This is a genomic window from Vineibacter terrae (genome assembly GCF_008039615.1).
Classification (GTDB): Bacteria; Pseudomonadota; Alphaproteobacteria; order Reyranellales; family Reyranellaceae; genus Vineibacter; species Vineibacter terrae.
This window is the reverse complement of record NZ_VDUZ01000056.1, coordinates 1-12957: the sequence shown is the minus strand read 5'-3', so window position 1 is coordinate 12957 and position 12957 is coordinate 1. Positions and strand designations below refer to the sequence as shown.

18 protein-coding genes are annotated in these 12957 nt (G+C 68.8%); 5 read left to right on the top strand and 13 right to left on the bottom strand.

The window, feature by feature from the left end; translation table 11 throughout:
• Positions 1-26: 26 nt before the first annotated feature.
• Complete coding sequence (gene ligD / locus FHP25_RS33765) at positions 27-2261, bottom strand: non-homologous end-joining DNA ligase (protein ID WP_147851399.1); 2235 nt, start codon at positions 2259-2261, stop codon at positions 27-29.
• Between the two features lie 329 nt (positions 2262-2590).
• Between ligD and FHP25_RS41100 the strand changes: the two genes are divergently transcribed.
• Positions 2591-2749, top strand: coding sequence for a hypothetical protein (locus FHP25_RS41100; protein ID WP_178133983.1), 159 nt, complete (start codon positions 2591-2593; stop codon positions 2747-2749).
• Positions 2750-2835: 86 nt separating this feature from the next.
• On the opposite strand, the gene FHP25_RS33760 is transcribed toward FHP25_RS41100, so the two are convergent.
• Positions 2836-3180 carry a hypothetical protein gene (locus FHP25_RS33760; RefSeq protein ID WP_147851398.1) on the bottom strand — a complete coding sequence of 115 codons (345 nt, stop codon included), beginning with the start codon at positions 3178-3180 and terminating at the stop codon, positions 2836-2838.
• 166 nt (positions 3181-3346) lie between these two features.
• On the opposite strand from FHP25_RS33760, the gene FHP25_RS33755 reads away from it, so the two are divergent.
• Positions 3347-3715, top strand: coding sequence for a hypothetical protein (locus FHP25_RS33755; RefSeq protein WP_147851397.1), 369 nt, complete (start codon positions 3347-3349; stop codon positions 3713-3715).
• On the opposite strand, the gene FHP25_RS33750 is transcribed toward FHP25_RS33755, so the two are convergent.
• Together FHP25_RS33750 and FHP25_RS33745 are read right to left on the bottom strand one after the other, a co-directional pair.
• Positions 3705-4847: a hypothetical protein gene (locus FHP25_RS33750; protein ID WP_147851396.1), complete on the bottom strand. Its 1143-nt coding sequence runs from the start codon at positions 4845-4847 to the stop codon at positions 3705-3707. The genes FHP25_RS33755 and FHP25_RS33750 overlap by 11 nt on opposite strands.
• Positions 4848-4956: 109 nt before the next feature.
• Positions 4957-5826 (bottom strand): LLM class F420-dependent oxidoreductase, encoded by an 870-nt coding sequence (locus FHP25_RS33745; protein ID WP_147851395.1) that lies wholly within the window; start codon positions 5824-5826, stop codon positions 4957-4959.
• 132 nt (positions 5827-5958) lie between these two features.
• Here FHP25_RS33745 and FHP25_RS33740 point away from each other — a divergent pair, with 132 nt between their 5' ends.
• A complete protein-coding gene (locus FHP25_RS33740) occupies positions 5959-6795 on the top strand; it encodes a class I SAM-dependent methyltransferase (protein WP_147851394.1) in 837 nt (278 codons plus the stop codon).
• Between the two features lie 171 nt (positions 6796-6966).
• On the opposite strand, the gene FHP25_RS33735 is transcribed toward FHP25_RS33740, so the two are convergent.
• From FHP25_RS33735 to FHP25_RS33720, 4 genes are all read right to left on the bottom strand, one after another.
• Complete coding sequence (locus tag FHP25_RS33735; protein WP_147851393.1) at positions 6967-7386, bottom strand: nuclear transport factor 2 family protein; 420 nt, start codon at positions 7384-7386, stop codon at positions 6967-6969.
• A 233-nt stretch (positions 7387-7619) separates the two neighbouring features.
• A complete protein-coding gene (locus FHP25_RS33730; RefSeq protein WP_147851392.1) occupies positions 7620-7946 on the bottom strand; it encodes a hypothetical protein in 327 nt (108 codons plus the stop codon).
• Complete coding sequence (locus FHP25_RS33725; RefSeq protein ID WP_178133982.1) at positions 7943-8227, bottom strand: DUF3606 domain-containing protein; 285 nt, start codon at positions 8225-8227, stop codon at positions 7943-7945. The genes FHP25_RS33730 and FHP25_RS33725 overlap by 4 nt, the downstream gene beginning before the upstream one ends.
• A gap of 45 nt (positions 8228-8272) precedes the next feature.
• Complete coding sequence (locus tag FHP25_RS33720; protein ID WP_147851391.1) at positions 8273-8482, bottom strand: hypothetical protein; 210 nt, start codon at positions 8480-8482, stop codon at positions 8273-8275.
• Positions 8483-8635: 153 nt separating this feature from the next.
• Here FHP25_RS33720 and FHP25_RS33715 point away from each other — a divergent pair, with 153 nt between their 5' ends.
• A complete protein-coding gene (locus FHP25_RS33715) occupies positions 8636-8809 on the top strand; it encodes a DUF1328 domain-containing protein (protein ID WP_147851440.1) in 174 nt (57 codons plus the stop codon).
• A gap of 66 nt (positions 8810-8875) precedes the next feature.
• Here the strand turns inward: FHP25_RS33715 and FHP25_RS33710 are convergent, their stop codons facing one another.
• From FHP25_RS33710 to FHP25_RS33700, 3 genes are all read right to left on the bottom strand, one after another.
• A complete protein-coding gene (locus FHP25_RS33710; RefSeq protein ID WP_147851390.1) occupies positions 8876-9181 on the bottom strand; it encodes a hypothetical protein in 306 nt (101 codons plus the stop codon).
• A 197-nt stretch (positions 9182-9378) separates the two neighbouring features.
• Positions 9379-9699, bottom strand: a complete 321-nt coding sequence (locus tag FHP25_RS33705; RefSeq protein WP_147851389.1) for a hypothetical protein — start codon at positions 9697-9699, stop codon at positions 9379-9381.
• 84 nt (positions 9700-9783) lie between these two features.
• Positions 9784-10095: a hypothetical protein gene (locus FHP25_RS33700; RefSeq protein WP_147851388.1), complete on the bottom strand. Its 312-nt coding sequence runs from the start codon at positions 10093-10095 to the stop codon at positions 9784-9786.
• Positions 10096-10175: 80 nt separating this feature from the next.
• Here FHP25_RS33700 and FHP25_RS33695 point away from each other — a divergent pair, with 80 nt between their 5' ends.
• A complete protein-coding gene (locus FHP25_RS33695) occupies positions 10176-10985 on the top strand; it encodes an aminoglycoside phosphotransferase family protein (RefSeq protein WP_147851387.1) in 810 nt (269 codons plus the stop codon).
• Positions 10986-11250: 265 nt separating this feature from the next.
• Here the strand turns inward: FHP25_RS33695 and FHP25_RS33690 are convergent, their stop codons facing one another.
• A complete protein-coding gene (locus FHP25_RS33690) occupies positions 11251-11616 on the bottom strand; it encodes an endonuclease domain-containing protein (RefSeq protein WP_147851386.1) in 366 nt (121 codons plus the stop codon).
• A 217-nt stretch (positions 11617-11833) separates the two neighbouring features.
• Positions 11834-12664 (bottom strand): energy transducer TonB family protein, encoded by an 831-nt coding sequence (locus FHP25_RS42335; RefSeq protein ID WP_147851385.1) that lies wholly within the window; start codon positions 12662-12664, stop codon positions 11834-11836.
• Between the last annotated feature and the right edge of the window lie 293 nt (positions 12665-12957).

Below are 12957 nucleotides of genomic sequence, written 5' to 3'. Positions count from 1 at the left end.
TCGCCACGCCTCTGGGGATGACAGCTTCATGCGGCGCGCCGGCGGCGCGATGTAGGAGCCGTCAATGCCGCAATCGCTGGTGCGAGAGGCCGCTCGCTGTCGGCATAGTCTGCCCATGCCTTGCTGCGCGCGATCAGGGCCGGCGCGCTGCGCAGGGTGTAGCGCCGCGGGTCAAGCCCGGCGCGCACCTGGCTCCAGGTCAGAGGCATCGACACCGTGGCCCCGGGCCGGGCGCGCGGCGACAGCGGCGCCACGGCGGTGGCGAACCGGTCGTTGCGCAGGTAGTCCAGGAAGATCCGGCCCGTGCGCGCCTTCTTGGCCATGGTCATGACGTAGCGATCGGGACTGTCGGCAGCCATCCGTTCGCAAAGCGCGCGCGCGAATGCTTTCGCTGCCTTCCAGTCCGGCCCGCTGCGGCGCGACTGCGTCAGCGGCGTCACCACATGCAGGCCCTTGCCGCCGGTGGTCTTGCAGAACGGCACCAGCCCGAGATCCTCCAACCGGCGCTTCAGCTCGCGCGCCGCCGCGATCACCGCCTCGAAGCCCACATCCGGCGCCGGATCGAGGTCGAAGATCAGCCGGCCGGGCAGCATCGGATCGCCGGGCCGGTTGTTCCAGGGATGCAGCTCCAGCGCCGCGACCTGCGCCATGGCCGCAAGGCCTTGGATCCGATCGATCTGCAGGTACGGCTTGCGGTCACCGGAGATGCGCGCCTGCGCGATCAGGCTCGAGGTGCCGGGGCCGGCATGGCGCTGGAAGAACTGCTCGCCGGCGATGCCGTCCGGCGCGCGCACGATCGAGCACGGCCGCCCTTCCAGGTGCGGCATCATCCAGCCGCCGACAGCCTCGTAGTAACGCGCCAGCTCCAGCTTCGTGGCCGGCTCGCCATCGACATCGGGCCACAGCTTCTTGTCGGGGTTGGAGATCGGCACGCCCATCACGACGGCCACCTCGCGCCCGGCGCGGCACTTCGCCTTGGTCCAGGCGCCGCTGCGGCCCGAGCGATAGGGCGCATCCAGCCGCTTCGACACGATGCCCTCCAGCGACATGCGACAGGCCGAGCGTAGCACCGCATCGCCTGCGCTTTCGAGGTGCTCGACATAGCGGAAAGAGGGTCCCAGCTTCCGGGCATTGGCCTCCAGCAGCACCTTCAGGCGCGCCTTGCGTTCGGCGAGCGGCAGGCGGCGCAGATCCTCCTCGCCTTCGACCAGCAGGTCGAAGGCGAAGAACGTCAAGTTGCGCGTGTCGCGCTCCGACAGCGCGGCCTGCAGCGCGGCGAAATCCGGCGCGCCGTTGCCGTCGAGCGCCACCACCTCGCCGTCGATGATCGCATCCGGCAGCGTGCCGGCCGCCTTGGCGATCTGTGGGAACTTGTCCGACCAATCCAGGCCCTTGCGCGTCTTGACCGTGGCCTCGCCGTCAAGGATGCGCGCCTGCACGCGATAGCCGTCCAGCTTTACCTCATGCCCCCAGCCGGCGGCTTCGGGCGGACGCTCGACGAGCTGGCACAATTGCGGCGCGATGAAATCGGGCATGCGCCCGCGCGGCAGCTTCACGCCGGGCCGCGGCGCGGCCGGTGCGGCATCGTCGTCTTCATCCTTGCGGCGATTGGAGGGCCAGACCGCGCCGGCCTTGCCACGCCGCCGCCCGGCCGTCATGAACGGGGCCGGCCCCCTGCCCTCGCCGGCCGTGATCTGCTCCATGTCGCGCCCCGAGGCGACGGAACGGTCATTCTCGAGCACAGCCTCGCCCCGGCCATCTTGCGCTGCCTGGTCGCGATGCTTGATCAGCAGCCAGTTGTTGCGCTTGCCGTCGTCGCGCCGGAACCGCACCAGAGCCCAGCCGCCTGCGAGCTTCTCGCCGTCGAGGGCGAACTTCAGGCTCCCGGCGCGCAACGCCGCCTGCGGCGAAGCTCCCGGCTCAGGAGTCCAATACCCGCGATCCCAGAGGAGCACGGTGCCACCACCGTACTCTCCTTTCGGGATCGTGCCCTCGAAGTCGCCATAGGCCAGCGGATGATCCTCGACCTCGACCGCCAGCCGCTTGTCGTGGGGATCGAGCGACGGGCCACGCGTGACAGCCCACGATTTGAAGACACCATCGAGCTCGAGGCGGAAATCGTAGTGGAGCCGGCTCGCGGCATGCTTCTGCACGACGAAGCGAAGCCGCGCCGAGGGCACCACGCCGGTCTTGCCGCTGGGCTCCGCGGTGCGGGTGAAGTCGCGCTTGGCGCGATACCGTGCAAGGGAACGATTTGCCAATCGCGTCTCCCGACCGGCTTCGGCGATGACGGTCAACGAGGCGCCCGCGGGACCGGTTCCAGCTCTCCGCAGTCTCTAGGTTGTGCGCGATTGCTTCAAGCGGGCCACGCTGCACGCGGTGTCCCACGAGCAGCATACGAGCGCCTTCATGGCGATGCACAGGCCAATGACGCCAGCCGATACGACCGGCCCGACATTGCGGGTCATGGATTGCGGTTCCTCGTCGTCTGCATGGGCTACAACGCGTGCCCAAGGTGACAGTTCCCGTCACCGGGCGTCAGGAACCTTGCAGGCCGCGCGCCGTTTCTTGTCCGACCAGGAGAGAAGCCATGAGCCTGTCACGCATGTTGTGCCTGATCGTTCTGCCGACGCTGATGTCGGCGGCCATCGCCGGCTGCAGCCACACCGAGCGCACCGTGTACGTCAAGCCGGCCGAGCCGCCGCCAACAACGGTCGTCGTACCGGCGCCCGCGTATTCGAGATACTAGGGCCGGGAACTGCCGAGTTCGATACGACTGTCATCCCTCGCTACGCGGGATGACAGTCGCGACTCGCGCGACGGCCGACACCGGCCTCAGCTGTCGCGCACCGGCCGCCAGAAGCACATCTTGCGCGTCAGCTCCTGGCCATTCTGGTGCCAATAGCAGCGCCAGTAGTTGTCGTCCGGCGACAGACGCGTCTCGTTGCGCGGGATCACTTCGCCGGTGGGCACATAGCGGAAATCGCCATTCTCCAGCTCCACCACATCGCCGGAATTGACCGGGATCATCCGACAGTCGAGCTCCGAGCAGCAACTGTTGCCGGCAGCATCGCGGAAATTCCCTTGCCGTATCCAGTCATGCAACCCGTGAGCCATTGCCGGGCCTGTGAGCACCACGAAGGCAACGGCGAGCTTGCCTGTTAAGCGCATTGTAGCCACGTCATGTTGAATATCCGGAAGCAGCCGCTGCCAACGCCCTGGGGACGCCGCCAGGGAAGACCCTGGTGCTGCGCTGGCACGCAAACGGGCCGGCCTCGTGGTTTGTTCCCGCGCGCGGCCTTGCATGCCTGGAACTACGGGAGTGACGCGGCGTTGTCCGGATGCGATGACGCGAGACGATTCATCCGACGTTTTGTTGCCGTACGATCTGGCAGAGCACGTGCGCGAGCGCTGTCAGGAGCATGAAGGCCCTGTGCGCAACCTCGATCGGCGCGCCGCCTGGGATGCAGGGATGATCCAGCTCGCCTTGCGCGAGATCCAGACGGCCAAGGCGAGCCTGCACCGCCTGGGCCGCTGCGCCAGCCTTCCCATTACGCGGTCACTGGGAGAGGAAAGCGAGGCGATGCAATCGATCTGCATCGCCGAGCAGCAGGTCGCGCGCGTGCTGGCAGCAATGCGCCGCCTGCAAGGCCCGGATCGCAGCGATCAGCGGCTGGACGCAGATCCGCAGCGCGTGCGCACGGTCACAGGATGATCTTCGCCAGGCGCATCGCCAATGTGCCGACCGGCAGGGCCGCGCCGGCGACCGGAATCAATGGCAGCAGAATGATGACGGCCAGCCGCCCGGCGAATGCCAGGCTGAAAGGCATCATGCGAATCTTCTGGACCCGGTCGTAGTTGCTCGTGACCGTGGCCAGCGCGTGATCGATACCATCTGGATCGACGCCATTCGAGACACGCGGAATGTTCCGCGCCGCGCGCTGCCCATAGCGCAGCAGCCCCTGGCGCCTGGCCTCCGCGAGCTGCGGCGAGAAGAAGCACAGCGGCCCCAGGTTCAGGGCCAGCAGGACCACCACCATCACCGCGACATCGCCCTTGAAGGCCGTGAGGTCGGCGCCGGTGGCGGTCACGTGATCGACGACCCGTCCTGCCAGCAGCGCGCCGTGCGCCAGCAGCACCAGGACGAAGGCACGGGCGCTGTCGGCCAGGAAGCCCAGGCCGGCCGCGGCGTCCGGATGTGCCGCCGGCAAGCTCAGCTCGAGGCGCGAGATGCGCCATAGCAGGTGGAACCAGATCAGCTGCCGCCAGTACCAGCGCAGCAGCACGAACTGGAAGAGCGGCACGCTGACCAGCACGAACCACACACCGGGCACTGTCGGGTGGCTGCCGCCGTTGCTGACGACGGCGAACCATACCTCTCCCCCGGGCGTGTCGCGCCAATGCCAGAGCCAATCGCTGCTGAGATAGACCAGGGCAAGCAGGACCAGCTCCGGGAGCAACGCATCGCGCCGGCGCAGCGCCGCTGCCACGGCCGCGTCAAACCGGCTGTGGTCGGCATCAGCCACCAGCCCGCGTGACAGGAACTGCTCTACAGCCACGCCCAGGCGTCGATGGCAGGGGATCTCCGCCGCCAGCAGCAGCGGCAGCACGACCAGCAGGCGGACATGGCCCTCGACATTGGCGAGGAACAAGGACAGCGTCGACGTGGTCGCGTGGCCGTCGGCGATCGCGGCCAGGATCGGCAGCGGCAGCCACGCGATCGCCAGAACGGCAGCGACGCGCCGCCACAGGAGCCCCAGCGGCGGCCGCACCAGGCTCAGCCGCAGGAGCAGGCGGTAGAACGGGCCGCCCGTCATGAGCGAGAAGGCCGGACTGCAATCCGTCATCCTGGCTCCAGCGACGGCGTGGCGGCTGCGGGATCTGTCGCCCCGAGCATCGCGGGCAAGCCCGCCATGCCCGGGAATGACGGCGTCGTGGCGCGAGCGCGCCAGCTGCTCACGCCGCCATCTTCACCAGCGTCTCGATCTCCTTCATGCGCGGGTCGACCTTCTCCGGCCGCTGGCTGCCGAGGTTCACGATCAGGCGGTCGACCCCGGCCTCGGCATAGGCCTGCATGGCATCGACCGACATCGATACCGGCGGCGTGATGATGATCTGGAAGTCCTTGCCGCGCTTGCGGCCGGCCTTCGCGAACGCCGCGTCGAGCTGCGCCAGCATCTCCTTCGTGCCCGCCGGATCGCGATTGAAGCCATACCAGCCGGCGCCGAAGCGCACGGCGCGGCGCATGGCCGCCTCGGCATAGCCGCCGACGATGATCGGCACATGCGGCTTCTGGATCGGCTTGGGGTCCAGCCGCATGGTCTCGAACTTCACCCACTTGCCCGCGAAGTCGACCACCGGCTCGGTCCACAAGCGGCGCATCACCTCGAGGAACTCGTCGCAGCGCGCGCCGCGATCCTCCCAGCGATAGCCGCAGGCCTCGACCTCCTCCTTGTTCCAGCCGACACCGATGCCGAAATCGATGCGCCCGTCGCTCAGCCAGTCGAGCGTGCACATTTCCTTGGCGGTGTAGATCGGGTTGCGCTGCGGCACCAGCGCGACGCCGGTGCCGAACCGCAGCTTGCTGGTCGCGGCCGCCAGGAAGCCGAAGGTGGCGGTGACATCGAGCATGCCGCCGCCCTCGGGCACGGGGATGCGCCCGTCCTTCGAGCCGGGATAGCCGTAGGTGTTCTTGTCGAACAGCGCCACGTGCTCGCCCATCCAGATCGACTCGAGTCCCATGCCTTCGGCGCGGCGGCCGAAATCGCGGATCATCGCAGGCGTCGCCAGCGGCGACATGAACGTGGAGAAGACGCCGATCTTCATGCTGTGGTTCCTCCATTCCCCGAGCGGCGGCGCCGTCAGGTTCTTGATGCTGCCGTCTGCTTTGCTTACGCCCCGATTTCATCGCAGACTTCCGCGCGGCGGGTCAACAATGGTCAAAGGCCGGAGCGTGACATGGATGAAGCGAGCACAGGCACCGACGAGCCGGCGGCACCGCTGCTGACCGAGGACACGCGCGCCCTGGCCGACGACTACGAGCGCATCAGCGCCGAGCGCCAGTTCCGCTCCGGCCAGCGCCTGGTGGCGGAGCTTGCGATCGGCGCCGGCGAGCGCGTGCTGGATCTCGGCTGCGGCACCGGCCTGCTGGCGCAGCATATCGCCGGCCTGGTCGGGGCCCGCGGCCACGTCCTGGGGCTCGATCCCCTGCCGCTGCGCATCGAGCTGGCGCAGGCCAAGACGCAAGCCAATCTCGTGTTCCGCGTCGGCAACGCCTACGACCTCGACGACCTGCCCGACGGCGGCTTCGATGTCGCCTGCCTCAACGCCGTGTTCCACTGGCTGCCGGAGAAGGCCGGGCCGCTGCGCCAGCTCGCGCGCGTCCTGCGGCCGGGCGGCCGCCTGGGCATCGGCACCAGCCTGAAGGACCGCGTATCGCCGCTGCACGAGGTGGCGGCGCAGGTGCTGTCACGGCCGCCCTTTCGCGAGCATCCGCGCGCCCGGGCCCAGATCACCTACCGGGTCAGCGAGCAGGAGATGCACGACCTGCTCGAGGCCGCGGGCTTCACGCCGACCAGGATCGCCGTGCAGCCGGTCGTGCAGACCTATGACACGGCCGAGGCCGCCATCCGCTTCGCCGAGGCAAGCTCGTTCGGCAATTTCCTCGGCCATCTGCCCGAGGCGCTGCGGCCTTCGGCGCGCGCCGCGATCGAGCACGACCTGGAGGCAATCGCCAGCCGCGACGGCATCCGCCGCGAGGGCCGGCGCCTGGTCGCGATCGCCGTGCGGCGATGACCTGGGGTCACTCGGATCGCGGGCCTCAGGCCCGCTCATGTCTCGGCGGCGTCTGCCGGACCGCGCGGCTCCGGGCGCGCTCATGGTATTGCCGCGACAAGACGAAGAGCGCGGCAGGAGCCGCCCGTCCGCACAATCGTGCGTCAAGGCTGGCGCCTATGGGCGAGCGCCTCAGCCGGCCCAGCCGAGCTCGCGCATGGCCCATCCGGCATGCCAGATCTTGGTCATGTGCCGGATCTTGCCGCCGTCGAATTCCATCACGTAGACGTAGTCCGTGTCGGTCTTGCGGCCTGTCGGGGGCACCGGCCCGCCCGGCCCCGTGTGCGAGGCCGAGAACACCGCGTACACGCAGACATTGTTGCGCTCGTTGTCAGCGGCGAAGGACTTCACATGGTAGCTGCCATCCGGCAGCACGATCAGCATGCCCCTCATCCACTCGGCATATTGCTGCAGCATGTGCACGTCGGTCAGCGGCTCGGCCTGCGCCGAGAAGGTCGCGTCGGGCCTGCAGTACGCCCTGCATACCTCCCAGCCCTTGCCGGTCTCGCACGCATCGAAGAACGCCTTGGCCGTGTCGGTCATGGATGGCATGGCAACCTCCCCTCCCTGTCGCCCGATCGGGCTTCCTGCGCACCTGCCTCTTGTCCCTGTCAAGCTACGCGAGCGGGTATGGGGCAGCACGACAGCGCCAGCGTCAAGGGTCGAGCGGTCTTCAGAACCCTGTCATCGTCAGGTCATCCGCAACGCGGCGAGGGATCCAGGACGGTGCCTGGATCCCTCGCGCTCAGATCTGCAGATCTCTCGCCTTGGGCGAAAGCAGCCGGCTACTGGCAGGACGGACCGTTGCGGGTCTCGATGCAGCAGCGGTCCTTGCCCACGGGCTTGTAGCCGGTGATCACGCCGCGACGCGTCTGGAAACGGCACGAGCCTTCGGGCCGATAGGTCGTCGACCGGCGGTCGTGGTAGCGCTCGGCCGGATAGTAGCCGCGCGGCGGGCCATCGCGCCGGTCGATGCGGCCGTCGTGGTTGCGGTCGCGCCAGTCCCAGTAGCGGCCGTCCTGGTGGCGCCAGTCCTCGGCGCCGGCCTGCGCCACGCCCAGGCCGATGATGCCGGCGACCAGCGCCGCGATGAACGTGCGGCTGCGACTCATGATCGGCCTCCGACCGTCTCCGCCTTCAGATAGCGGCGCACCGGCTCGACCTTGTTGCCGACGGCGTCGACCGCTTCCTTGATGCGCGCGACGTCGACCGCCAGCTCCTGGGCCCAGAAACGCACCTCCTGCTCGTCGTCGATGTCGATGTGATCCATGTCGGCCTTGGCATCCGACGTGCGCAGGTCATTTGCCGGCGCGGGCTGCAAGATCGCCGCCGGATCGCTCGCGGGGAATGATTCGGTCAGCGCCTTGTCGAGCTTCTTCTGCTTGCGCGCCATGGTCGCCTCCATTGATCCGTTGCGTTCGTGGTGTTCCCGAGGCCGTTAGCGCTCGTCGTCGCGCCGCCAGCGGTCCTCGTCCTCAGGGCCGATCTTGCGCAATGCCGGATCGCGCGGCGGCAGCTCCACCGGCGTCTCGCCGGGACGATCGCCGCCTTGTGGCGGCTGCGGTGGATCCTTGATCTTCGGCGGCGGCGTGTCGGCGGGCCTGGGCGGCGGCGACGCGGGTCGCGCGGGTCGAGAAGGATTGGACATGGCTTCCTCGTCTGCGTTCTCGGGAATCAACGCGACATGTCCGGGGAAAGTTTCATCGCCGGCGCACCGCTCTGCGGTTGCGGCGCGTGGAACGAAGCCATGCAGGGCGCGTTGCATCGCCACAGAAGCCGCAAGCCGCAGGATGCGTCCACCATGCTGAAATGGGCCCTCATCGCTTTCGTCATCTCGCTGATCGCCGGCGCGCTCGGCTTCACCGGCATTTCCGAGGCTGCCGCGCGCATCGCCAAGTTCCTGTTCGTGCTGTTCCTGATCCTGGCGATCGCCGTGGTGATCATCGCGCTGGCCGTCGGCCAGGCCGTGTTCTGACGCGTGCCGGTGCTCTCAGTCTTCCAGTCCACGACGTGATTCAAGTACGCCAAGGAATGAGGGCCGCTACAGGCCGGTGTTGCGGCGCGGCCGCCGCGGCGCCGGCCGACGCCGGCGCATGGCGGCGGTCGGAGGGTCAGCCAGGCGCTGCAGATATCCCGAGCCCGCGCGACCCAGCACGCCCTTGCCGATGAGCGACTCGACGGCGCGCAGCACGGCCCTGCCCGAATAGCCGCGCGCATCCATGGCCGTGTCGAGCGCGCCGAGCGCGATACTGCGCTCCGGGCCGCTGGCACGTTCGTCCATCACATCCAGGATCTGGCCTTCGACCTCGGACAGTCGGATCGCGAGCGGACGGTCGATCTGGTTCATATCCTGCCACATGCATCTTCGCCGGATGCGTCTTCGCATCCATCCCTTGCCTGGCGGCCGGGAGCATACTCCGCGCAGTCCATGCTCCCGGCCTGGCCCTGCGATCCGCTTGGGGGAGAGAAAGGAAGGAACGCAAGGTTGCGGCGAGAACGTTCTTGGCGCGGGCGGGTTCCGCCGTCGCAAAAATTGTCACCGCATCAGCCCGGACGGCCGTCCGCGCCGCCGTCGACCATTGCCGACGCCATGTCCGTCGTCGGGATGCAGCGCCAGAACCAGTCCGCGTGCTCGTGCGACGCCCATGCGATCACGAACATCACCATGTCGGCGATATCGGACTCGCTCAGATCCGGCCGCCGCGCGCGCACCATGTCGAACGCCGCCTTGTAGGCCTGATGGTGGTTGCGCTGATGCCAGCGCGCCCGGCGATAGGCCTGCACCAGGGCCTGGGCATCGCCCGAGGCGCGCGCCGCGGCGACCGCGCGCGCGCCCCGCTCCTCCAGGCCGGCGGCAAAAGGCATCTTCGGTTCCGTCACCGTCGATGCGGACGACGCGGCGGAGTCCTTCCCCCGGGGCGGCGATCGGCGCCGGCGCATCGGACTGCCTCACATCTGCGCGCCGGGCAACGGCGTGCCGGACGGCCAGTGGATCATGGTGTAGGGCAGCCCGCCGGCGCCGCAGCGCGTGCACGCGACCGGGATATCCTTCACCATCCTGTCGGCATGCCGGTCCATCAGGTCATGCGGGTCGAGCAGCTTCTCGCGGTGGCAGCGCCAGCAGCATGCCTGCACCAGGCCGCCGCGTGCCGCGAGCTGGCGCACGGTGGTTGTCGCCAGCTCGTGCTCGCGGGCGCGCGCCGCCGGGTCATGATCCTCGAAGAAGCGGACGCGACGCTTGTGGGGCGGCCGGTCGGGCATGGCATCCTTGCAATCAGCAGCGTTCGTCGGAACATCGGCGCCGACTTCCCCTCGCGCCGGATCAAGAACATAACAGGAACATGAATGTGAGTCCAACCCCCTATCTCGCCCGCTGGGACCTGGTGCCCGACGGCGCGCCGATCGTGACGCCTGGCAGCCGGCTGCTGCCCGTGCGCCAGGGCGCGACACCGGCCATGCTCAAGATCGCGCTGGCCGACGAGGAAAGGGCCGGCGCCCGGCTGATGGCATGGTGGGACGGCGACGGCGCGGCACGCGTGCTGGCGCAGGACGGCGACGCCATCCTGCTGGAGCGCGCCCAGGGCACCGCGTCGCTCGCCGCGCTGGCGCGCGGCGGCCAGGATGATGCCGCCTGCCGCATTCTCTGCCAGGCCGCTTCCCGCCTGCATATGCCACGGGCCCGTCCCCTGCCCGACCTCGTGCCGCTGTCATGGTGGTTCCGCGGCCTGGCGCCGGCGGCGGCGCAGCATGGCGGCATCCTGGCGCGCTCGGCTGCGGCGGCGGACGCGCTGCTGGCGGCGCCGCAGGACGTGGTGGTGCTGCATGGCGACATCCACCACGGCAACGTCCTGGATTTCGGACCGCGCGGATGGCTGGCGATCGACCCCAAGGGCCTGCTGGGCGAACGCGGCTTCGACTACGCCAACCTGTTCTGCAACCCCGACGCCCAGACGGCGCTGGCGCCCGGACGCTTCCGGCGCCGCGTGGCTGTCGTCGCCGCAGCCGCCGGCCTGGACCACCAGCGGCTGCTGCGCTGGATCCTCGCCTGGGCCGGCCTGTCGTCGGCGTGGCTCATGGCGGACGGCGCCGATCCCGCGATGCGCCTCGAGGTCGCCACGCTGGCGGCAGCCGAGCTGTCATCGCGAGCGTGAGCGACACTTGTCATGGCCGCTGCCATCCCAGGTTGCGCTCTGAACGTGCGCGACTCGGTCCGACGGAAGCGGAAGAACAATCGGATGAGCGCGTCGGTTTTCGATTACCTTCCCCCGCTTGCGGGGGAAGGTGCCCGAAGGGCGGATGGGGGATGCTGCAACAGCACGGATGCTCGATGAGACGCACCATTTGCGTTGAAGCAATCCCCCATCCGGCGCTTCGCGCCACCTTCCCCCGCAAGCGGGGAAAGGTAATAGCAACAGGTCAATCTCGCTGCTGTCGCAGCCGCTCTGAAACCGCCGTGAAGATCTGCTCCATCACGTGGTGTGGTTGCGCAAGAAGTTCGCCGTTCCAGAAGCGCATCACGCGAAAGCCGATTGCTTCAAGGAAGCGCGTTCTCTCTTCGTCGTAAGATACCCGATCCGCGTGCTGGCTGCCGTCGATCTCGACAATCAGCTTCGCTTCCAGACAGACGAAATCGACGATGTAGCGGCCAATCGGTCGCTGGCGGCGGAACTTTGCATTGCTCACTTGGCGAAAGCGTAGACGTTTCCACAGATCGCGCTCGGCGGGAGTTGCCTCCCGTCTGAGATATCGTGCGCGCTCAAGATGCCGGTGCCGAAGAATCATGCACAATAAAATAGTATGTATTGACAGTAAATCTACTTAATATTGCATACCTTTCCCCGCTTGCGGGGGAAGGTGTCCGAAGGGCGGATGGGGGATGCTGAACCGCACGGGTGCTCGATGGAACGCACCATTTGCGTTGAAGCGATCCCCCATCCGGCGCTTCGCGCCACCTTCCCCCGCAAGCGGGGGAAGGTAGTCCAAGGTCATGGCGAGCAGATCACTGCAGCACGAACTGCAGGGGCACGACGAACTCGAAGCGATCGTCCCGCATCTCGGGCGGCGGTGGCGGCAGGGGCTGGGCGCGGTCGGCCAGCGCCAAGGCCTCCTGGTCGAGCGCGGCATGGCCCGAGGCGCGCTCCAGCCGCTTGGCCAGCACCATGCCGTTGCGGTCCAGGGTGATGCGCAGATAGGCCGTGCCTTCCTCGCCGTCACGCCGCGCCGCGGCGGGATAGCGCTTGTGCCGCTGCAGATGCGCGGCCAGGGCGGCGTGCCAGCGACGGATCGCATCGGGCGACGGCTGGCTGGCCGTGCCCGGCGGCGGCGCCGCGGCGACAGGCGCCGGCGGCGCTGCCGCCGTGGCCGGGGCCGTGGTCTGCGCCACCTTGGGCTTGGGTTCTGGGGGCTTGGGTTCTGGGGGCTTGGGCTCGGGCTTGCGCACCGGCTTCTCGGCCGGCTTCGGCTTGACCTCGGGCTTGGGCTTTGGCGGTGGCGGCTTGGGCGGCGGCACCTCGATCACCACTTCAGGCGGCACATCGGGCGGCGGCAGCATCTCGGCCAGCCGGTCGGGCTGCGGCAAGGTCACGGGCTCCGGCGGCTCCGGCTCGGGCAGCTCGCGCGCCAGCACCTCGGTCTCGACGGCGGGCGGCTCGGCCTCCTCCTGCCTGGGGCCCGGCGGCGCATCGTCGGCCTGCGGCGCCGGCGTGCTGGCCACGGGCTCCATGTCGATCATCACGGCCGGCACCGATGCCGGCATGTCCTGCGGTATGCGCCAGGCCAGCAGCGCCATGCCGCCGCCCAGATGGGCCGCCAGCACCACGCCCAGGCTCACGCCCCAGCGCAAAACCTCCCCACGCAGTGGGGAGGTGCCCCGAAGGGGCGGAGGGGAGCCGACGGGGTCTTGGTCATCAGCACCACGAGCGCTCCCCATCCGGCCTTCGGCCACCTTCCCCGCGTTGCGGGGAAGGGAGTGACCCGACGTCACTTGCTGTCCCCGCTCTCGAGGCCGACCAGCGCCACCTTCAGGTAGCCGGCGCCGCGCAGCGCGTTCATCACCTCCATCAGCGCGCCGTAGTCCACCGTCCTGGCCGCGCGCAGGAAGATGCGCTTGTCCTTGTCGCTGCC